This window comes from Halomonas sp. (genome assembly GCF_029263665.1).
GTDB lineage: Bacteria > Pseudomonadota > Gammaproteobacteria > Pseudomonadales > Halomonadaceae > Halomonas.
Genome location: NZ_JAJUFQ010000033.1, coordinates 1 through 20,320 on the forward strand (window position 1 = coordinate 1; position 20,320 = coordinate 20,320).

General features: G+C 58.3%; 16 protein-coding genes. 5 read left to right on the forward strand and 11 right to left on the reverse strand.

Translation table 11 applies throughout. From position 1 onward, the window contains the following. The 3 genes from argE to Q1K07_RS20140 all read right to left on the reverse strand — a co-directional run. Positions 1 to 968: acetylornithine deacetylase (argE, locus tag Q1K07_RS20130; RefSeq protein WP_300315376.1), on the reverse strand; the 968-nt coding region annotated here is incomplete at its 3' end. A gap of 237 nt (positions 969 to 1,205) precedes the next feature. Beyond that, the gene (locus tag Q1K07_RS20135) at positions 1,206 to 4,547 is read right to left on the reverse strand and encodes an AAA family ATPase (protein ID WP_300315379.1); all 3,342 of its coding nucleotides are present in this window, start codon (positions 4,545 to 4,547) and stop codon (positions 1,206 to 1,208) included. Further along, positions 4,544 to 5,851, reverse strand: coding sequence for an exonuclease SbcCD subunit D C-terminal domain-containing protein (locus Q1K07_RS20140; RefSeq protein WP_300315382.1), 1,308 nt, complete (start codon positions 5,849 to 5,851; stop codon positions 4,544 to 4,546). The genes Q1K07_RS20135 and Q1K07_RS20140 overlap by 4 nt, the downstream gene beginning before the upstream one ends. Positions 5,852 to 5,919: 68 nt before the next feature. Here Q1K07_RS20140 and nfi point away from each other — a divergent pair, with 68 nt between their 5' ends. Together nfi and Q1K07_RS20150 are read left to right on the forward strand one after the other, a co-directional pair. After that, positions 5,920 to 6,636, forward strand: a complete 717-nt coding sequence (nfi, locus tag Q1K07_RS20145) for a deoxyribonuclease V (RefSeq protein ID WP_300315384.1) — start codon at positions 5,920 to 5,922, stop codon at positions 6,634 to 6,636. A 72-nt stretch (positions 6,637 to 6,708) separates the two neighbouring features. Beyond that, positions 6,709 to 7,281: a DUF1415 domain-containing protein gene (locus Q1K07_RS20150; protein WP_300315387.1), complete on the forward strand. Its 573-nt coding sequence runs from the start codon at positions 6,709 to 6,711 to the stop codon at positions 7,279 to 7,281. 33 nt (positions 7,282 to 7,314) lie between these two features. Here Q1K07_RS20150 and Q1K07_RS20155 read toward each other — a convergent pair whose 3' ends face one another. Then, positions 7,315 to 8,190: an aldo/keto reductase gene (locus Q1K07_RS20155; protein WP_300315390.1), complete on the reverse strand. Its 876-nt coding sequence runs from the start codon at positions 8,188 to 8,190 to the stop codon at positions 7,315 to 7,317. Positions 8,191 to 8,448: 258 nt separating this feature from the next. Here Q1K07_RS20155 and Q1K07_RS20160 point away from each other — a divergent pair, with 258 nt between their 5' ends. Further along, a complete protein-coding gene (locus Q1K07_RS20160; RefSeq protein ID WP_300315392.1) occupies positions 8,449 to 10,782 on the forward strand; it encodes a mechanosensitive ion channel family protein in 2,334 nt (777 codons plus the stop codon). A gap of 99 nt (positions 10,783 to 10,881) precedes the next feature. Here the strand turns inward: Q1K07_RS20160 and Q1K07_RS20165 are convergent, their stop codons facing one another. The 7 genes from Q1K07_RS20165 to Q1K07_RS20195 form a co-directional block, all read right to left on the reverse strand. Then, entirely contained in the window at positions 10,882 to 11,307 is a 426-nt protein-coding gene (locus tag Q1K07_RS20165) for a cytidine deaminase (protein ID WP_149285601.1), read from the reverse strand. 5 nt (positions 11,308 to 11,312) lie between these two features. Then, on the reverse strand, positions 11,313 to 12,053 hold the full coding sequence (gene deoD / locus Q1K07_RS20170) for a purine-nucleoside phosphorylase (protein ID WP_149285600.1): 741 nt from the start codon (positions 12,051 to 12,053) through the stop codon (positions 11,313 to 11,315). A gap of 27 nt (positions 12,054 to 12,080) precedes the next feature. Next, the gene (locus Q1K07_RS20175; RefSeq protein WP_300315396.1) at positions 12,081 to 13,340 is read right to left on the reverse strand and encodes a phosphopentomutase; all 1,260 of its coding nucleotides are present in this window, start codon (positions 13,338 to 13,340) and stop codon (positions 12,081 to 12,083) included. Continuing rightward, complete coding sequence (gene deoA, locus Q1K07_RS20180) at positions 13,337 to 14,686, reverse strand: thymidine phosphorylase (RefSeq protein ID WP_149285598.1); 1,350 nt, start codon at positions 14,684 to 14,686, stop codon at positions 13,337 to 13,339. Before deoA ends, Q1K07_RS20175 begins: the two co-directional genes overlap by 4 nt. Next, entirely contained in the window at positions 14,686 to 15,462 is a 777-nt protein-coding gene (gene deoC / locus Q1K07_RS20185; RefSeq protein ID WP_300315400.1) for a deoxyribose-phosphate aldolase, read from the reverse strand. Before deoC ends, deoA begins: the two co-directional genes overlap by 1 nt. A gap of 93 nt (positions 15,463 to 15,555) precedes the next feature. Beyond that, on the reverse strand, positions 15,556 to 16,821 hold the full coding sequence (locus Q1K07_RS20190) for a NupC/NupG family nucleoside CNT transporter (RefSeq protein ID WP_300315403.1): 1,266 nt from the start codon (positions 16,819 to 16,821) through the stop codon (positions 15,556 to 15,558). Between the two features lie 16 nt (positions 16,822 to 16,837). Continuing rightward, complete coding sequence (locus Q1K07_RS20195) at positions 16,838 to 17,644, reverse strand: outer membrane protein OmpK (RefSeq protein WP_300315406.1); 807 nt, start codon at positions 17,642 to 17,644, stop codon at positions 16,838 to 16,840. A gap of 381 nt (positions 17,645 to 18,025) precedes the next feature. On the opposite strand from Q1K07_RS20195, the gene Q1K07_RS20200 reads away from it, so the two are divergent. Next, a complete protein-coding gene (locus tag Q1K07_RS20200) occupies positions 18,026 to 18,790 on the forward strand; it encodes a DeoR/GlpR family DNA-binding transcription regulator (RefSeq protein WP_300315409.1) in 765 nt (254 codons plus the stop codon). A gap of 480 nt (positions 18,791 to 19,270) precedes the next feature. Further along, the gene (gene cyoA / locus Q1K07_RS20205; RefSeq protein ID WP_300315411.1) at positions 19,271 to 20,317 is read left to right on the forward strand and encodes a ubiquinol oxidase subunit II; all 1,047 of its coding nucleotides are present in this window, start codon (positions 19,271 to 19,273) and stop codon (positions 20,315 to 20,317) included. Positions 20,318 to 20,320: the final 3 nt, after the last annotated feature.

Sequence of the window (20,320 nt, forward strand, 5' to 3'; positions counted from 1 at the left end):
AGCAAATCATGACATAGTTCCAGGGCCTCGCGGTTATCCCGATCTGCCAAGGCCGGTACCGTCGTGTTGAGTGCCTCGGTGGTGATGGAGGCTTCGGGAGCTCGAACCTGCATTTGTGCCTCCAGTTCCTTGGCGGTAGCTTCCACTCGGGCCAGAAGCTCCTTGGCATCGTCCGTAGGCAGGTGGCGGATTTCCCAATCGAAAGTACAGCGCCGTGCCATGATGTTGATGGCAGTGCCGCCTTCTATCTTGCCAACATGCAGGCTTGAATGAATGACGCTGAAGGCCTCATCGACACGACCTTCCTCCTTGAGTTCAGCCATCACATCCTCGATGCGGGTGACCAGGCGCGCCGCGACATGAATCGCGGAGACGCCTTGGTAGACCTGGCTGGAATGCGCTTCGCGTCCGATGACCGTGGTGCGGAAATTGGTCGCCCCCTTATGGGCAACAACCGGACTCATCGACGTAGGCTCCCCCACAATGACGGCTGCTGGGCGTGGATGTTCATTCATCAGGCGCTCGATCATGCGTGGTGCGCCGACACAGCCCACTTCTTCGTCATAGGAAAGTGCTAACCAGATGGGAACCTGAAGATCAGCCTTCCGCCAGTTTGGCAGTTCTGCCAGAGCGCAGGCAATGAAGCCTTTCATGTCACAAGTGCCGCGACCATAGAGGCGAGACACGTTGTCGCCTTGACCTTGGGTCAGGGTAAAGGGATCTGTGGTCCAGGGTTGACCATCAACTGGTACCACGTCGGTATGTCCGGAAAGCACCACACCGCCAGCAACATTCGGCCCGATACGTGCCAGCAGGTTGGCTTTGGTGCCTTCGTCATTTTCCACCCGCCAGTAGTCCACGTCGTGCTGATCCAGCCAGCTCTCGATGAATTCGATCAAGGCCAGGTTCGAATCGCGGGACACTGTCGCGAAGCCCACCAGACGGGCGAGCATTTCGGTGGCGGTCATAAGGCACTCCTGAAACAAGACTGAGAAGAGACTACCACGGCCGCTCTGTGTACGGCAGAGGGGAAAGAGGCTATCCCGGCACTATGGTGGGCACGCAAGAGACGCTATGGAATGCATGACTCCGAGAAAGCCTTCTGCGCAGAGCAGGAATCCGATCGGGACATTTGCGACATTCAGCCCATGTGCTGAAAGCCATGGGCTTATTGGCATCAGTGCATTGGTATCAGCTAACGGGTATCAAGAGCGAGCCAGCCTTGCTCGGCTGGTGCCATTGCCCAGTGGTTCGATGACAATCTGCACAGGGATGCGCTCGTGCATCTCCTGGACATGAGAAATCACACCTATCCGGCGACCAAGTGCCTGCAGGCCATCCAGTGCTTCCATGGCCAGGGCCAGAGACTGCGGATCAAGGCTGCCGAAGCCCTCGTCGATGAAGAGCGACTCGATGACGAGATCGCCAGAGGCCATGGAGGCCAGTCCCAGAGCGAGGGCAAGGGACACGAGGAATGTTTCTCCTCCGGAAAGGGAGTGTACCGAGCGTCGTTCGTCTCCCATGTCGCGGTCTTCTACCAGCAGCCCGAGGGAGCTACCGCCACGGACAAGGCGATAACGGCGGCTGAGCCCAGTCAAATGCAGGTTGGCGTGTTCCAGCAACTGCTCCAGATTGTAGGCTTGGGCGATCCGCCGAAAGACCTTGCCATCGGCTGAGCCGATCAGTTCATTGATCTGACCCCAGCGACGGTGCTCGGCACGTGCGCTATCCAGTTCGCTCTGGGCCTGCTGCTGACGCTGCCGGCGATGGTCATCATCGCGCAGCGCGTGGACAGCTTCGTCTCGCTGCTGCTGTCTGCTGTCCAGAAGTGGAGCCAGTGCCTGCTGTTCAGCGGTCACTTCCTTGAGATGTTGCTGGAGGCGGTGGCGAGTCTCTTCACTCAACAGGGTGCCGTCATCGCTGTCTTCATTGCTGCCTTCAGCGGGTTGTTCCTGCGCGTGTCTCTCAGCCTGGGGCATCGCTCGGCGATGCTGAACCAGCGCCTGGCGGCGTTCGGCCAGACTGGCATCGGTGCGTTGCAGAGTCTGCTCGGCATCGGATAGCTCCTGATCTTGATCGCTGGCTTCCTCAGATGACTGGGCCAGTAGCCTGGCCAGCGTCGTATCGTCCAGTTCGGGATGCGCCTGACGCCATTGTTGCAGCTCCTGCTCCAGCTGCTGCTGTTCCTGATGGAGCTGGTCATGGCGTTGCGTTTCATGTTGCAGCCGGGCTTGCAGCCGCTCCTGTTCTCTATGGGCCTCATGCTGGCGGCTCAAGGCCTTGTCGCGAGCCTGGCGTGCCGACTCCTGGTGTTCATCAAGATACTGTTGCCAGGCATCCGGGGAAGCATGCTCTCCCAACAGGGTGGTCAGGCGCTGAGCGATATGTTCCTTTTGCTGTTGCAAGGGGGGGCGAGCATGAACAAGTCGATCCCGTTCCTGCCCCAGGCCATCGCCGCGCGTGTTGAGCTGAGCGAGTGTCAGCTGATGTTGGTGGAGAGCTTCTTCCACAGGGCCCAGTTCGGTTTCCGTCTGAGTCAGCCGTGCAAGGCGCTGTTCGGCATCATGCCGCTGGGAGGCATATTGCTTGCGCTGCTCTTCCAGCCAGTGTCGGCAGGCCTGGGGGTCGGTATCGGGCAAGGTGTCATGTAGCGGAAGTTCGTGGAAGCTCAAGCGAGCCTGAGCCAGGCGTCGCTCGGTTTCTTCAAGGTCGTTGCGCTGTTGTACCAGGGACTTCTCCAGGGCGAGATATTCACCACGCAGTTCATCCCTTTGCTGCTGAGCCTTGTCGAGCGCCTGGCGTGCCTGCGCCAGTTGTTCGTCTTCATGCGCTTGCTGTGCGGCAAGCTGTCTGGCCTCGGGTGTCTCCGGCGGTTGATGGCGCCAGGGGTGGTCCATTCCACCACATACCGGGCAAGGCTCATTCTCCCTGAGGTGTTGGCGTAGCCTCGCCACGCTTTCGCTGCGCACGGCACGGCTGTGCTCGATGAAATCACTCAGCTGACGGTAGGCGGTCTCGTTCTGCTCCAGGTGTTGCCTGGCTTTCTGGCCGCATTCGATCAGGCTGTGCTTGCGCTTCTCGGCAGCGGCCAACTGCTGAGCGAGTTCATGACGGGCCTGCTCGATGCGCTGCAGCTCCTGCCAGGCGTTGGCCAGCTCATTAAGAGCCAAGCCATGTTGTGCGGCCTGGTCGACTTGCTGCTGGGCCGTCTGACGCACGTCATCAACGGAAACATGCTTGCCGAGTACCTCTTGCAGGGCTGTCTGCAAGTCGTCGCGCTGCGTGCTGAGCTGTTGATGACGCTGTTCGGTCTGCAGGCGTTGCTCGTCAAGTTGGCTGATGTCGAACTGGCGTTGTTGAACTTGTCTATCGATCTCGGCCAGTTGATGATCCAGTGTTGCCAATGCCTGAGTATCTTCACGCGCCTTGCGTAGCGAAGGTTCCTGTTGCTGCCGATGCTCGGAAGCGGCAACCAGTGCCTGTTCGGCCTGTGCGTAAGCGGCTTGACTGATTTCCAGTTCGGCGTTGGCGGCACCCCTTGCCTGGCGCGTTTGGGCGAGAGACTTTTCTTGTGCCGAGAGCAGAGCAGGAAGCTCTTTCTGACGTTGCAGGCGGTGACGCTGGGGCAGCAGCAACTGGCGCCAATGCTGGTCGGCACGCATATCGGCTAGTGCCTGCCATCGCTGTTCAGCTGCGGTGTGCTGCTGGCTACCTTCGACCCATGATTGATGCAGCCTGGCATCGGTGGCATGCCATTGTTGCTGAGCATCAAGATGCTTGGCCTGTTGCTGAATGGCATGTAGTGCCTCCTCAGCCTGGGCGGCCAGGTTTTCCAGTTCGGCACGGGATTCGGCATCGGCAGGCAGGTCACCGGCGAGCTTGGCCTCGAGCGCTTCGACCTGCTTTTTCGCGTTACTGGTGCGGCGGTAGGCGGCCATGGAAATGGCAGAATACTCGGCGGTACCGGTCAAGCGTTCCAGCAGGTCACTGCGCTCGTTGTCATCGGCTTTGAGAAAGGCGGAAAATTCGCTCTGGGCCAGCAGAACCGCACGGGTGAACTGGTCGAATGTCAGTCCCAGGCGTTCCGGCAGCAAGCGCTCGAACTCGCGTTTCTGGGTTGTCAGCAATTGCCCGCTATCGAGATCGCGCAGTGACTGCTCTACAGCTTGCAGTTTACCTGTGGCCTTGTCGCGGGCACGGCGAACGGACCAGCGTGACCGATAATGATGTCCATCACGGCCAACGAAGTCCACTTCCGCATAGCCGCTGGCGCAGCCTCGTCGCAGCAGGGTGCGGGGGTCTGCGGTACTGACTGTGTCCTCGCCAACATCCGGTAATGGGGCGTCACGTCCAGGTGCCTGTCGCAGGCGTGGGGTATTGCCATACAGGGCCAGGCACAAGGCATCGAGTAATGTACTCTTGCCTGAACCGGTTGGGCCGGTGATGGCAAACAAGCCGGCATCACGCAGTGGTGGTGTGCTGAAGTCGAGTTCCATAGGGCCGGGAAGTGAGGCCAGGTTGGCCAGCCGTAACGCAAGAATCTTCATGGCTGCTTCTCCTGCCCCGCATCGTCCAGCACATCTTGCAGCAAGCGATCAAAATCGGACATGACGTCTGGGCCGGGCGGCTCGTTCCAACGTTCCTGCCAGGTCAGCTCGAACAGGCGTCGTGGCCCCAGGGATTCAAGGTCCACCTTGTGGGATCGGGCGTCCTGTCCGTTTTGCGGTAAGCGTCGCTCCAAACGCAGCAAGCGAACAGGCTTGTCTTTCAATGCCGCATCCACCTGAGCTTTCAGGTCGGGAACGGGAGCGGTCAATTCCACCCGAACTTCCAGCCAGGGCCAGTATTCGCGGGACTGTTCCGGGGCATTGGTCAGGTCGACAGTCATGGACGCCAGTTCTGTCAGGATGTCATCCAATGGCGCCGGCCCCACTCGGTACATGGCCACGGGGCGCGGCACGGCAATGGCCTCTACAGAGGACAGGATTTCACCCTCCAGGCCAATGGCGATTACCTGATGGGGATAGTTCACTTCACTGAAATCGAGTGGCAATGGGCTGCCGCTATAGCGGATGCGTTTCTCGCCAACCTGCTGAGCACGATGTAGATGTCCCAATGCGACATAGGCGATATCAGTGGGAAACAAGGATGCAGAAATGGACTCCTCACCACCAATGACAATGGGCCGTTCACTGGCTTCGGAAACCGCTGCACCATGCAGGTGAGCATGACTCATGGCCACCAGAGCCTGGCCAGGCTGACGCTTGCTGCGGGCCGCCGCGATCAGCTGCTCATGAACCTGAGTGACGCCGGATACATAGTTATGTGGGGAATCGTTATGTGGGGAATCGTCATGTCTGGTGCCATTCTGGGATGCCTCATCCAGCTGTACGCCGTTTCCTGTGACCTCGGCGGGTCGCAGGAAAGGTAGCGCCAGGCACCACGCACATGTCGTGCCGTCGATATCATCAAGGGGGATCAGCAAGCGCTCGCTGTCCAGAGTACCGTCATCCAGCCAGCATACCCGGCCCAGAGCATGAGTGCCCAGACGTTGCATCAGAGGGGCTGGAAGTTCGATACGATTGCCACTGTCATGGTTGCCGGCAATCAGTACGATATTGAGGCTTGGCAGGCGCTCGTGGGCAGATACGATAAAATCATAGAGCAACTGCTGAGCACGCAGGGAGGGGTTGACCACATCGAAGATATCACCCGCCACCAGCAGGGCGTCGGCCTGGTGCTGTTCCAGAGTATCGAGCAGCCAGTCGAGAAATGCCTGATGTTCTGCATGACGCTCCTGACCATGGAAGTTCTGGCCCAAGTGCCAATCCGCGGTGTGGATGATGTTCAACGGCTCCTCCCTGAGAATATCTGTATGATGCCCTAGTCTACCGCGATGCCATTCCAGGAAAATAACGGATGTCCACGTTCACTCCCCGACACCTGCATGATTGGGATCTTGCGCCTCGTGATGCCATCGCTCTGCAACGCCGGCTGGCAGGGCAGGTCGAGCGCCAGGATCGCCTGGCAGGTGAGGTGAAATATATCGCTGGTGTCGATATTGGCTTCGAGAAATCCATGGATATCGACAGTGGACAGGGCAAGCGCGACGAGATCACGCGAGCTGCAGTGGTGGTGCTGAGCTGGCCGGAGCTGAAGGTTGTCGAGCAGGTCGTGGCCCGGGAGCCAACACGCATGCCCTACATTCCTGGGTTGTTGTCATTTCGTGAAACACCTGCCGCATTGACTGCCTTTGCGCAATTGAAGCACCAGATCGACCTGGTCATGGTCGATGGTCATGGCATCGCGCATCCTCGGCGGTTGGGCGTCGCTGCACATCTAGGCTTGTGGCTGGACCTGCCAACCTTGGGCGTGGCCAAGAAGCGCTTGACCGGGAAACATGGTGAAGTACCTGAAGAACGCGGAGCCTGGACGCCTCTAAAACATGACGACGAGACGCTTGGCATAGTGTTACGCTCTCGAGCAGGGGTCAAACCGATATTCGTTTCGCCCGGACACCGCTTGTCGATAGATAGCGCCAGGGACTGGGCCATTGCCTGTCTTGGCCGCTACAAGCTTCCGGAACCTACGCGCCTGGCGGACCGTCTTGCTTCGCGCAGGGATGTGTCTTCCTGATCCCTGGCGTGATCGTCGCTCGAATTCTTCGCACTGTTTATATCTTTCAGATGATTCCTTTCCGAGGATGTGATGCCTGAATCCACTGCTGGCCGTAGCGTATCTCCTTGCATCAAGGCTACCCAAGCCTGGGTGGAGTCCTTTGTCGTGGCACATAACGTCTGTCCCTTCGCGGGGCGGGAGGTAAAGCGCGGTTCGGTGCATTACCGCTCTCTTGACGGGCGACATCTGGAGGCGGCCTTGCTCGGGTTGATCGACGCGTGTTCGCATCTCGATCGTGTGCCAGAAGTGGAGACAATACTTCTGGTATTTGAACGGGGCCTGGAGGACTTCGACGATTACCTCGATGCCTTGACCATGGCAGAAGCGTTACTGGAAGAACAGGGCTATGAAGGTGTCTATCAGTTGGCAAGCTTTCATCCCGATTACGTCTTCGAGGGCACCGATGAAGATGATCCTGCCAATTTCACCAATCGCTCCCCTTGGCCTGTGTGGCACCTGCTGCGTGAAGCAGGACTGGAACAGGCACTGAAGCATTATGCTGATCCGGAGAAGATTCCCACGCGCAACATTGCCCGCATGCGCGAGATTGGCGGTGATGCTCTCACCCAGCACCTGGTTGCGCTGCGTTTTCCAGGTGACTGAGCTCAGGTGGCAGAGAATGCAACCGGTGTCTTGCTAAACGATATCCAGCGGTACCTTGCGTGACGGTGCCGGGAACCATTCATCGAGCCGCGTGAGAGTATCCATGTCCAGCTCGATTTCCAGGGCTTTGGCGTTATCTGCCACATGGGCGAGTGACGTGGCCTTGGGGATGGCGATGACATCCCGGCAATCGTTGGTCTTGCGTGTCACCCAGGCCAGCAATAGTTGGGCCGGGGTGAGAGAAAGTTCTGCTGCCAATTGGATGATGGATGGATCATGTAATGGATTGCTGCCGTAACTACCTGCCTGTGCCAGCGGGCAATAGGCCATGATCGGCATCTGATGCTGTTGCATCCAGGGGCGCAATGCCACTTCGATGCCTCGTGAGGCCAGATGGTAGAGCACCTGATTGACGGCACAAGCCTCTGCTCCGGGGAGCGTTGCCAGGGCCTGCATCTCATCGATGTCGAAATTGGAAACACCAAAGTGACGAATCTTGCCGCTGTCGGCCAGGCGCTCGAAGGCTTCAAGGGTCTCGTCCAAAGGGATGTTCCCGGGCCAGTGCAGTAGATAGAGGTCCACATGGTCGGTGCCCAGGCGCTTCAGGCTTGCTTCGCAGGCGCGGATGGCGCTATCGCGACCTGCGTTCCAGGGATACACCTTGGAAACAAGAAACACTTCGTCGCGGCGACCTTTCATGGCTTCACCAACGACTTCCTCAGCACCGCCATCCGCATACATTTCCGCTGTGTCGATCAGGCTCAGGCCCAGGTCGAGCCCATGCTGCAGGGCCTTTACCTCGTCACCACGGGAATGCTGGTCTTCTCCCATATGCCAGGTGCCTTGACCGATGGCGGGAACCTCTACACTGTCTGCTCCACGCCCGATGCGTACCCGGGAAATCGTCATGATGTGCCTCGTCAGTCACTTTGGGTATTTATGTGGAAGGATTTTCCAAATTGGCTGGCTGGAACTATGGCAGTGAAGAGTTCACTGCGCAATGCTGCATCCACCATACTGGATCAAGGTGCCCGTTGATGGTGCTGTGATGTAGTGAGGAGGCAGAGGGGTGCGTATCATGTGCCCCATGGAGCGATTGTCTATCGTGTACCCCCGCAAGAGGCGGCTGGTGACAGCAGGAGGCGGACGGTGACGTCAGGAGTAAGGATGCGGACAGACTGGTTGGCTGAACATGCGATCCAGGCCATGCAATGGCTGGGGGTGGTAATGCTGGCAATGATGTTGGCATTGCCTGTGCAGGCACAGAGCCTGGGCTTGAGCGCACTCAAGAGTTCATCGCCAGATCAGCCTTCTGCGCAGGAACTGCAGCAATCCCTGGATACGCTGATCAGTACTCTGGAAGACGATCAGAGCCGGACACAATTGGTCGAGACACTGAAATCATTACGCAGTGCCAATCAGGTTTCGGCGGATGAGCACTCGACCTCAGAGGGGTTGCTCGGCGCCTTGGCCGAAACGGTCAGTGAGTTGGGAAACCAGGCCGATGGCGGAGATTCCCCCTGGGCGCAATGGAAATCCCGATTGACTCAAGGGTGGCACAGCACCATCGATAAGGTAGTGGCGTCCAATGGCGGAGAGATCGTACGCTTTCTCATTGAATTCAGTGTGTTGCTGAGTGCCTGGGTGGGTATGGTGGTTGGCCTGATTGCTCTGGGACGCTTGATCGGCAAGCACTATGGATGGCCGATGGACCTGCCCAGAGAACCCAAGGCCTGGCTGTTGGCTGTCCATTTCCTGCGTCGCATGCTGCCCTGGGCACTAGGGTTTCTGGCTGCGCTAGGGGTGGCCCAGTTGGCGTCAGAATTCCATGGCCGTACGGCGGTGCTGCTGATTGCTTACGCTGCTTTGTGCGGGCGTACGCTGTCAGTCGTCGTGGAAACCGTGCTTTCGGTATTCACGCGTGGGCACCGTTATACAGCGGTCCATATCCTGCAGCAGAAAGCCTTGCGTCCGCTGTTTGTGATAGGTGCCCTGATTGCCTTGGGAGATGCCTTTCAGACTGCGCGCCTGACCGAACAGCTAGGCCTGGATCTGGCGTCATTGGCCTCGGTGCTGGCCAATACCCTGGCCGCTCTGCTGTCGCTTCGCTTCATCTTGCGTTTCAAACGCCCGATTGGTCACCTGATCCGGCATCGACATTATATCCACCGTCGGGATAGCGGCAGTCATGCTGAAGTCATCCGGGTGGTTGGGCAGTTATGGCATATTCCGGCATTGTTGATTGTCGGCGCTTCCCTGGTATCCATTTTTGTCACTGGAGGGGATGTCGGTACGGCACTGGCTCGCTCGATCATCAATTCGGCCCTGCTGGTATTGACGCTGGTGATGACAGCCTTGTTACGGCGTCAGCGCGAGCGCCATGAGCGAACGCACAAGCGCTACCGCCACAACAGTGAGTACCTGCGCCGTCTGGAGCGCTTCGCGTATACGCTTGCCCATGTGCTGGCCTGGCTGGTGTTCGCGGAGTTGTCCATGCAGGTCTGGGGTGGCTCTCTGGTGGGCATCGGTAGTGAAGGGGTGGCAAGTGGACGTCTCGGGCATGCGGTGCTGGCGATTGCCTTTACCGTATTGCTGGCCTGGCTGGCATGGATCTTTGTGGATACTGCCATTCAGAGCTCCTTGACTTCCCCGTCTCGTTCTCGTGGCCGGCGTGTCAATCAGGCCAGGGCTCAGACGATCACCCCGATGATCCGTAATGTGATGTTTGCCACTATTGTGATCATCGCTGCCATTGTCGGTCTGGCCAACATCGGCGTGAATGTGACACCGCTGCTGGCGGGGGCGGGTGTGATCGGACTGGCGGTGGGGTTTGGGGCCCAGACTCTGGTTCAGGATCTGATCACGGGCATCTTCATCCTGATCGAGGACTCCCTGGCGGTGGATGACTTCGTCAGGATCAATAATTACATGGGTACGGTCGAAGGCCTGACGCTGCGCACCGTGCGGCTGCGCGACCTGGATGGCATCGTGCATATCATCACCTTCTCGCGTATCGAATCGATCCATAACATGTCGCGTCAGTTTGGTATTGCGCTGATGAAGATTCGTATTCCCTATGACATGCCTATCGACGATGCGACGAGCCTGATGCAGGAGACTGCCAAGGATCTGCGTCAGGACCCCATGATGCGCCACCATATCTGGTCGCCGCTGGAGATGCAGGGGGTCGATCGGTTCGAGGATGGTTGCGCCATTCTGCGTATGCGTTTCCGGACCGCACCCGAGATGCAGTGGGATGTATCCCGCGCCTTCAACATGCTGCTCAAGCGACGCATGGAAGAGATGGGGGTTCATCTTGGAGCACCACGCCTTAGCGTGAGCATGGAAGGCCTGGGAGGGGGGCGCCTGGATGGTACTACCCAGCCTGGAGAGCCGGATCATCAGCGTCGCGATGCCAGCGGCCGCAAGCCTGGAGAAGCCGGAGTTGCGGACCCTTTGCACCAGACCAGTTCGAGTGGTGGTGCTCCAGATCCCGCGTGATCAAGCCGGTATCGAGAAGCCGGTATCGAGAAGCCGGTATTGAGAAGCACGACAGGCGCCCGTGGACGTCTGCCGTTCTTCCGGTATGCGATGATCCGCTCAATGGTGCATTGACGAGTCCTTGCCGAGATTCTCGGGGCCAAAAGAGTCCGGCAGTAGTTCATCCATGCTATAGCGCTTGAGCAGCTTGCCATGGGCATCGACCACGCGAATCACTGTCTCCGGGGTGGCGAATTCACGCAGGCGCTGGCGGCAGTCGCCGCATGGTGTGCACAGGTGCTCGCCGGGGCCGATGACATAGACTTCAGCCAAGCGGCGTTCACCTGCGCTGACCATGGCAGCGATGGCGGATGCCTCAGCGCAGAGCCCCTTGTAATGGGCAACTTCCACATTGGCACCGGTATAGCGCTTTCCCGACTCGCTTATCAGCACGGCACCCACAGGATGGCCGGAATAGGGCACATAGGCCCGGCTGCGTACTGCGACAAGCGTGGCGATGATATCGGTGTCGATATGCTCGTTCATGGTCATCACTCCTGCTTACCGTCGCGAGACGCCTGATCATCGCGCAGTACCGACTCCAGAGCGACTTTCATCATGTCGTCGAAGGTAGTGGCACGGTCGTCGCTGGAAAGCGAATCACCATGGACGATGTGATCCGACACGGTGCAGATGGTGGTGGCCCGAGCGCCGAATTCAGCCGCCACGCCATACAGTCCGGCCGCTTCCATCTCCACTCCGACAATGCCGTACTGACGCAGAGTATCGATCAATGCGGGATCGGGGTGGTAGAAGAGGTCAGCAGAGAAGATGTTGCCGACTTTCACCGCCACGCCTTGCTCGTTGGCGGCATCCACTGCATGGCGAGTCATCTCGAAATCGGCAATGGCCGCGAAGTCCAGGCCGCGGAAACGAGAGCGGTTGACCCCGGAATCGGTGCTGGCGCCAAGACCGATAATGATATCGCGGACCTTGACGTCATCACGCACCGCACCACAAGAGCCGACACGGATCAGGCGCTTGACGTCGTATTCGGTGATCAGTTCCTTGGCATAGATGGAAACCGATGGAATGCCCATGCCATGTCCCATGACAGAGACCTGGCGACCGCGATAGCTGCCGGTGTAGCCATACATGTTGCGGACATCGGTGACCAGGCGAGCATCATCGAGAAAGGTTTCGGCGATGTACTTGGCACGCAACGGGTCGCCAGGCATCAGCACGGTATCGGCGAAGTCGCCGCGTTCAGCCTTGATATGGGGAGTTGCCATAAAGAGTGACTCCTTGGTGATGCTGCTTTATTCAATGCTTCCCTGACGGTGAAGGAGGAAACTTTCTCCATCGGCCATGGGCGAGAGATGCAGGAAACTGGCCAGACTTTGGCCAATGTCGGCGAAGCTTTCGCGTTTACCCAGTGAGCCAGCAGGCAGGCCTGCGCTTTTTACCAGTACCGGGATGTACTCGCGAGTGTGGTCGCTGCCATGCCAGGTAGGGTCGCAGCCATGGTCTGCGGTGATCACCAGCATGTCGTCGTCCTGCAGCATGTTCAGCAGTTCCGGAAGACGGGTATCGAAATGCTCCAGAGCCGCGGCATAGCCAGCGACATCTCGACGATGACCGTAGACCATGTCGAAGTCGACGAAATTGGTCATCACGATTGTGTTGCGTGAGGAGCCCGCGCTTTGTTCCAGAGCCTTCAACATGGCATCCATCAAGGCATCATGACCTGATGCCTTGATCAGCTGAGAGATACCGCAATGGGCATAGATGTCGGCAATCTTGCCAATGGCGATGACGTCTCCTCCTGCCTCGGTCAGCTTTTGCAGCACGGTAGAGGAAGGGGGCTCGACACTGTAGTCACGTCGGTTGGCGGTGCGTGTGAAGCTGGCGGTATCGTCACCGACAAAGGGGCGGGCGATGACACGACCAATGTTGTAGGGCTCAAGCAGACCTCGGGCGATTTCACACAGTGTCAGGAGTCGTTCAAGACCGAACGTCTCCTCGTGGGCAGCAATCTGGAACACGCTGTCCGCTGAGGTATAGACGATAGGCTTGCCGCTGCGGCAGTGTTCCTCGCCAAGGCGGGCGATGATGTCTGTACCGGATGCATGGCAATTGCCCAGAACGCCAGGCAGTTCTGCTTCGTGTATCAAGGCCTGGAGCAGTTCGGCAGGAAAGCTCTCTTCCTTGGCTTCGAAGTAGCCCCAGTCGAAGCGCACCGGAACGCCGGCAATTTCCCAATGACCGGATGGCGTGTCCTTGCCGGAGGATATCTCCTGGGCGTAGCCGTAAGCCCCATCGAGTGCATGGGCCGCTTCGCTGAGCTCGATACCTTCAGCTAACTGCCCCGTGGCTTCGCGGTGAGCATGGAAAAGCCCCAGGCGGGCCAGGTTAGGTAGATGAAGCGGCCCTTGGCGACCACGATCATCAGCTTCGCCCCGCGCACAAGCCTGGGCGATATGCCCCAGAGTATCTGAACCGCTATCACCGAAGCGCTCGGCGTCGGGAGAGGCACCGATACCAAAGGAGTCCATGACGATAACGATGGCACGGCTCATGGGCTATCTCCTGAAAGAGAGTCTTGGGAAGGGGTCAGTACATCATGGACCAAAGGGGGAGAGTCGACCTTTTCAGCACTGATGTGGAAGGCGTCACGCAAGCGCTCCGCGAGCATATCGGCATCCGCCTTACTGGCAGCATGCAGGCGAGCCAGTGGTGTCTGCGCATCAACGCAGGATCCGATGGCGGCAATATGATCCAGACCGACACGGTGGTCGATGCGGTCACCGGCGCGGCGGCGGCCGCCGCCCAGCTCCACGACCAGCATGCCCAGGGCCTTGACGTCCTGGGCGGTGACGAAGCCGGCATCTGCAGGATAGATATCCCGGATGACAGGAGCACTGGCCAAATACGCTGAGGGGCGTTCCAGCAGGTCTGTCGGACCGCCAAGGCCGGCCACCATCTGTGCAAAGCGTTCTGCTACCTGGCCCGAGGCGAGGGTTGCATCGAGGCGCCGTTCAGCCTCCTCGCGATCCTGGGCCAGTTTGCCTGAAAGCAAGGCTTCTACCGCCAGATAGCGGGTCAATTCCAGCAGCCGTCCGGTGTGCCGCTCTCCCTTGAGAATGGCTAGGCATTCATGCACTTCCACGGCATTGCCGGCGCTGGTGGCCAGCGTCTGATTCATGTCGCTGAGCACGGCGTTGGTCGGGGTACCCGAGAGTGTCGCGACTTGCGCGATCGTGCTGGCCAGCTTGCGGGTTTCTGAATCGCTGGACAGAAAGGCACCATTGCCGATCTTGACGTCCATGACCAGGGCGTCGAGATTTTCGGCCAGTTTCTTGCCCAGGATAGACGCCACGATCAGCGGCAGGGAGGCAACCGTAGCGGTGACATCCCGCACCGCATAGAGCCGCTTGTCGGCAGGGGCCAGGTCGGCACTTTGTCCGACAATGGCAACACCAGGCGAAGTCACCAGTCTGGCGAAGGTGTCTTGTGTTGGCGTGACGTCATAACCAGGGATGGACTCGAGCTTGTCCAGAGTACCACCGGTATGGCCGAGGCCGCGTCCGGAGATCATGGGGACATGGGCGCCACAAGCTGCCAGCCAGGGGCCGAGAATCAAAGACACCGGGTCGCCGACACCACCGGTGGAGTGCTTGTCGAGCACTGGGCCGGTGAGATTCAGTGCCGAGTAGTCCATCACTCGGCCAGAGTCTCGCGTGGCGGAAGTCAGTGCGACGGTCTCGGCAAGCGACATACCATGGATCGCCGTGGCCATGGTGAAGGCGCCGATCTGTTCGTCACCAGCCTTGTTCTCAGCAACGGCCTGAATGAAGTGGCGTATGGCGGCTTCATCAAGTGCCTGGCCATCGCGCTTGGCGGCGAGAATGTCCTGGATCAGCATCAGTAGTCTCCTGCGCTGCCCTCTTGATGGCTTTTTCCGTTCAGCGTCGCCAGCAGGTTGTCCAGCAAGCCTGAAGCGCCGAATCGAAAGGTTTCGGGAGTGGCCCAGGCTGGCCCCATGATGTCGCTGGCAATGTCCAGGTAGCGTGCAGCGTCTTCGGCACTACGCACGCCGCCGGCTGCCTTGAAGGCTACGGGACGGTCTGCATCGCGAATCACTTCAAGCAGGACGCGTGCCGCTTCTGGAGTGGCATTGACCGCGACCTTGCCGGTCGAGGTCTTGAGAAAGTCGGCACCACCGGCGACAGCTTGTTCGGCAGCTCGACGAATCAGGGCTGCGTCTTGCAGTTCACCTGTTTCCAGAATCACCTTGAGCACACGCTCGCCACAGGCCGCCTTGCATTGGCTGACCAACTCACGGCCGATATCGTTGTTGCCTGCCAGCATGGCGCGGTAGGGGAAAACGACATCCACTTCATCGGCGCCTGCCGCAATGGCTGCGCGGGTTTCGGTCACGGCAACCTGAATATCGTCACCACCCGCAGGGAAGTTGGTCACTGTGGCGATCTTGACCTTACCCGCAAGGCCTTCTGCCTCCAGGGCGCGTTGGGCGGTGTGAATGAATTGCGGATAGATGCAGATGGCGGCAGGGTGCCCAGCAGCAGTTCTGGCTTTATGGCAAAGGGTTTCAATGCACGCTTCGTCATCATCGTCATTGAGACTGGTCAGGTCCATCAGGGCGAGGGCTTGATGGGCAATCTGGGTGAGATCGTTCATTGAATGACTCCATGGGAAGGCCGAGACGAGAGAAAGAGAGCCACCGGCGTTTCCGTAGAACCGGGCCCATCTGGGCCCGGAGGTAAGCAGTAATCAGGCGCCGAGGGTAATGAAAAAGCCGGCGATACAGGCGGACATCAGATTGGACAGTGTTCCGGCAAGAACCGCCTTGATGCCAAAACGCGCGATCTCGTGGCGGCGACTGGGTGCCAGGCTACCCAGTCCACCAAGCAGGATGGCGATGGAAGAGAAGTTGGCGAAACCACACAAGGCAAAGGACAGTATGGCCGCTGTATGCTGGCTCATGACCTGGCCAGTGCTTTCCACCAACTGCTGTCCATCGATATAGGGTGCCAGGTTGATGAAGGCGACAAACTCATTGACGACCAGTTTCTGGCCAATGAATGAGCCCGCCAAGGTCGCTTCGTTCCAGGGAACGCCCAGCAGGAAAGCCAGTGGAGAGAACAGCCAGCCAAGAATCATCTCCAGACTCAGGCTGTCGATGCCAACCCAGCCACCGACACCGCCGAGAATGCCATTGATCAGCGCGATCAGACCGATGAAGGCCAGCAACATGGCGCCGACATTGGCGGCCAGCATCAAACCGGAAGAAGCGCCTGAGGCGGCGGCATCAAGGACATTGCTGGGCTTGTCATCCTCCTCAATCTGCTCCACACGGTGTTCCGCCTGGTCGGCTTCAGGATCCGTCTCCGGCATCAGCAGCTTAGCGAACAACAGGCCACCAGGAGCCGCCATGAAGGAAGCAGCGACCAGATATTCCATGGGAATTCCAAGAGCCGCGTAGCCAGCCAGGACAGAGCCTGCCACTGATGCCAGGCCACCACACATCACGGCAAACAGCTGTGACTGGGTCATGCCGGCAATATAGGGATGAACCACCAGCGGGGCTTCGGTCTGGCCAACAAAGATATTGGCTGTTGCGGAAAGGGACTCTGTGCGCGAGGTGCCAAGTATCTTCTGCAAGGCGCCCCCAAGCAGTTTCACCACCCACTGCATGATGCCCAGGTAGTAGAGTACGGCGGTCAAGGAAGAAAAGAAGATGATGACCGGCAGCACTTTCACTGCAAAGACGAAACCGGTGCTGTCGACATTGGCCAGGTTGCCGAAGACGAAGCCAATACCATCGTTGGCGTATGCCACCACTTGGCTGACCGCATCGGAAATGGTCTTCAGCACTTTCTGGCCAAAAGGTACGTAAAGGACGAAGGCGCCGAGCCCTGCCTGTATGACGAAGGCCCCTAGCACCGTACGTAGGCGAATAGCGCGACGATTGCTGGAAAACAGGATCGCGATGATGACGAGTGTCACCATGCCCACCAGACTCATGATAAGTGTCATAGGTTCGGTCGCCTTCTTACAAGAAGTTGAACTTAAGAGAGTAGATCACGGCGTTCTGGTACTGGCCCGGAGAGCCTAGCTTTTCATCTGAATAACGGTACTGGAGGCCCGTGGTCAGCATCTTGGTAGGGTGCCACCACAGGGCAACAGCGCCATTGGTGCCAATCTCGTCGGCCTTGGCGCCAACGTAGTTCTGCTCGAGATAGTCATCATCCCGGGCGAAGGTCTGTTCATGCCAGTTTGTCAGGCTGAAGTTCTGACCCAGGGCATTGAAGTCATAACCGGCGACCCAACCCAGCATGCCGCCGTTCATGCCGGTATAACCACTGCTCTGGACTCGAGCGGCACCGATGAAGGGTTTGATCCACAGGCCATTGCCGAAGGTATGGCGATAGCCGAACCCCAGGATCTGGTCCTGTTCACGGCTATGAAAGCCGTAGTCACGGAAATCATAGAGGTGCAGATAGACGGAGAAGGGGGTGTCGCCGAGATAGAGGTGGGATGTCACCTTGCCCGCAGTACGCAGGTTGTCCTTGCCGTCGCTGCCTTCATCGAACTGGTCGTGGCCGGGATTCTCGATATCGAAGAAACCGTAGAACTCACCCCAGGAATAGCCCACTCCCCCTTCAAGTTCGAGATAGACGAAATCGCTCTTGGCCGCGTTGGTGGCAGTTCGCTTTTCGGTGCCGTTGGACCAGTCCAGGTAGTTGACGGAAACGTTGCCGAACGACCATTGCGGGCTGGAAGCAATGGCGGCTGAAGGCAGTGCGGCAAGGGCGCAGGAAAAGACGGTGGTAGAAACCAGGGAAGTATAACGGGACATCAAAAGATCTCGAGTTGGGTAGCTTTATTGTTAGTAGGAGACGGGTGGTGCAGGGACACCTCGGAAATGCTGATAGCATTATAACAGTGAATGTGATTTTTTTAACATTTCTGCTCTAACTATGCCCTAACGCAAAGGTCGAGTAGTGAAATCTGGTGAGAGCCTTATGATCCTGGGCACCCTGCACTAAGGCGATAGAATGATTTATCTGGGCGATCATGAATCAGCCATATGTCATCAGGCTGGGAGAATGCCGGGAAGAGGGGCATGAGATAGAGGGAATGAAGTAAGGGAGTGAGGTGGATGGCGTAGAGAGGCGCGGGGATGTGCCTGAGGTACAAATGGACGGGATGGAGTGAACTGGGTGGAGAAAATGGTTTGATGAATCGACGGGGTGTGGAGCGGCAGGAGCGTCTGCTGCAGGCGCTGGTCAGTGGGGGAAGCCTGCATCTGGCCGATGCCGCCAAACTGTGTGGTGTATCGGAGATGACGCTGAGGCGCGACGTGTCTTCCAGAGATAGCCTTCTCAGTCTGATGGGGGGATATCTGGTGCGCCGTGATGACCCCCATTACATGCCAACGTACGACCTCAGTGCGCAGCAAATGCGTGGTGCCGAGATCAAGGCGTCTCTGTGTCGGCATGCACTATCCTGCATTGATGATGGCGATACCCTGTTCATCGATTGTGGTACCACATTGCTGCCCTTGGCGAGTGAGCTGGGCAGGCGCCAGGGGCTGACGGTAGTGACCTATGCACTCAATGTCGCCAATGCGGTCAGTGCTCTGGATGATGTGCGCCTGATTCTGCTCGGAGGCCGCTATCGCAGGGTGTCCCAGTCTTTTGAAGGGGATGACATGGCTGCACAGATCCGGGCACTGGGTATCAATCGTGCTTTCATCTCTGCCGCGGGCGTGCACCCCCAGCGTGGGCTCAGTTGCTTTCATTTTCATGAAGTGGCCCCCAAGCAGGCAGTGATAGAAACTGCTGCCCAGCGTATTCTGGTGTTCGATGACAGCAAGTGGGATTGTCTGCGGCCTGCTTTTTTTGGCGCCTTGTCTGATGTGGACATCATCGTGACCCATGATCGAGCTGCCAGTGCGCTGGCCGATATTCCCGATCTCATACCACGTTTGATCACCATGTGAGTCTTTATTCAGAATATCAGCCGGGAGCGAGTAAGGAGTGGGGTGGATAAACTCTTTATCGTTCCCGTTCCTGCCAATTTTTCCTGCAGTTCGACTGGAGCTTGAAGCTCTCTCGGTTTATGGTTGGCGCCGCAAGGCGGTGCGACACCCTGCGGCAAATCGTCGCTTCTCTTTCGAGGGACATGTGCCGACAATATGCGCTGTCCCATTCTGCCTCCCATCACATGGGGGGCAGAATGGGATATCGCCATTGGGGAAGGCGTAGGTGGGCTCATTGCAACTGGCTTTCGCCAAGCCGGAGGCAATGCACATGGATTTCGCTCCTGACAAGGGATGACAGCGTTTTCCTCCACCCCGCCGGGCCGCCTTGGCACGTGCGAGCTTGCTCAAGCAGAACCAGTAGCTTTCGGCTATTGGCAGTGCTTGAGCAAGGCTCGTGAGCTCTGGTATTCCGCCTCCACGCCCGGACGAGGTCGCTACATGAGAAGAAAGTCATATTTGCGCATGCTAGGCCTAGTGCTGATGCTCGCGCTACCCCTGGTGCTGGCGGGCTGTAGTTCAGCCTTGCTGGACCCCAAGGGGGAAATCGGTCAGGAGCAGCGTACTCTGATCCTCACTGCCTTCGGTCTGATGCAGATCGTGGTGGTACCGGTCATTGTGCTGACTCTGGTATTTGCGTGGCGTTATCGCCGCGGTAACAAGGATGCTACCTACGCTCCCGATTGGTCACATTCCACTGTGATCGAAGCGATCGTCTGGTTCATCCCCTGCGTCATCATTGTCTTCCTGGCGGTGCTGACCTGGTACACCTCCCACAGCCTTGATCCTCACAAGCCTCTTGAGGCGAAGGAAGGTCAGAACGAGCCGATGGAGATCCAGGCAGTGTCACTGGACTGGAAGTGGCTGTTCATCTATCCGGAGCAGGGCATCGCAACGGTCAATGAGCTGGCTTTCCCCGAGGACACTCCGGTGCGCTTCCGTGTCAGCTCTGGCTCGGTCATGAACTCCTTCTTCATTCCTCGCCTGGGCAGCCAGATCTATGCCATGGCCGGAATGGATAACGACGTTCACCTGATCGCCAATGAGCAGGGTGTCTACAACGGTCGCTCATCCAATTACAGCGGTCCTGGCTTCTCCGGTATGACCTTCAAGGCCCACGTCGGTTCCGTCGAGGACTTCGATGCTTGGGTAGCCAAGGTCAAGGAATCTTCAGACACTCTGACCTATCCGGATGAGTACTACGCTCTGGCTGCTCCTACCGAGCACAACGAGATCCAGTACTTCTCCCAGGTATCCCCGGGTCTGTACGAGTCCATCGTCAAGAGCTTCCTCAATGGCAACGAGGCTCATGCCGCTCATATGGCTGAGCAGGAAGGTAATCGTCACTTGTTCGGTCATGGCGGCAAGGCTCATGACGCAAGTGAAGTCGATGAGTCTCATGAGGCCGTGGAGTCCGAGGATGTCACTGACTCTCATCAAGCACCCGAGTCTCGCGACGAGCCCATGAGCGCGGAGGCAGCGGAGTAAACT

Bases quoted from the DNA above. Each gene is read 5' to 3' on its own strand.
- Q1K07_RS20135 (WP_300315379.1), bottom strand. From the start codon at position 4,547: ATGAAGATTCTTGCGTTACGGCTGGCCAACCTGGCCTCACTTCCCGGC.
- Q1K07_RS20160 (WP_300315392.1), top strand. From the start codon at position 8,449: ATGCGGACAGACTGGTTGGCTGAACATGCGATCCAGGCCATGCAATGG.
- deoC (WP_300315400.1), bottom strand. From the start codon at position 15,462: ATGAACGATCTCACCCAGATTGCCCATCAAGCCCTCGCCCTGATGGAC.
- Q1K07_RS20190 (WP_300315403.1), bottom strand. From the start codon at position 16,821: ATGACACTTATCATGAGTCTGGTGGGCATGGTGACACTCGTCATCATC.
- Q1K07_RS20165 (WP_149285601.1), bottom strand. From the start codon at position 11,307: ATGAACGAGCATATCGACACCGATATCATCGCCACGCTTGTCGCAGTA.
- Q1K07_RS20150 (WP_300315387.1), top strand. From the start codon at position 6,709: ATGCCTGAATCCACTGCTGGCCGTAGCGTATCTCCTTGCATCAAGGCT.
- nfi (WP_300315384.1), top strand. From the start codon at position 5,920: ATGTCCACGTTCACTCCCCGACACCTGCATGATTGGGATCTTGCGCCT.
- deoD (WP_149285600.1), bottom strand. From the start codon at position 12,053: ATGGCAACTCCCCATATCAAGGCTGAACGCGGCGACTTCGCCGATACC.
- cyoA (WP_300315411.1), top strand. From the start codon at position 19,271: ATGAGAAGAAAGTCATATTTGCGCATGCTAGGCCTAGTGCTGATGCTC.
- Q1K07_RS20175 (WP_300315396.1), bottom strand. From the start codon at position 13,340: ATGAGCCGTGCCATCGTTATCGTCATGGACTCCTTTGGTATCGGTGCC.
- Q1K07_RS20195 (WP_300315406.1), bottom strand. From the start codon at position 17,644: ATGTCCCGTTATACTTCCCTGGTTTCTACCACCGTCTTTTCCTGCGCC.
- Q1K07_RS20200 (WP_300315409.1), top strand. From the start codon at position 18,026: ATGAATCGACGGGGTGTGGAGCGGCAGGAGCGTCTGCTGCAGGCGCTG.
- Q1K07_RS20155 (WP_300315390.1), bottom strand. From the start codon at position 8,190: ATGACGATTTCCCGGGTACGCATCGGGCGTGGAGCAGACAGTGTAGAG.
- deoA (WP_149285598.1), bottom strand. From the start codon at position 14,686: ATGCTGATCCAGGACATTCTCGCCGCCAAGCGCGATGGCCAGGCACTT.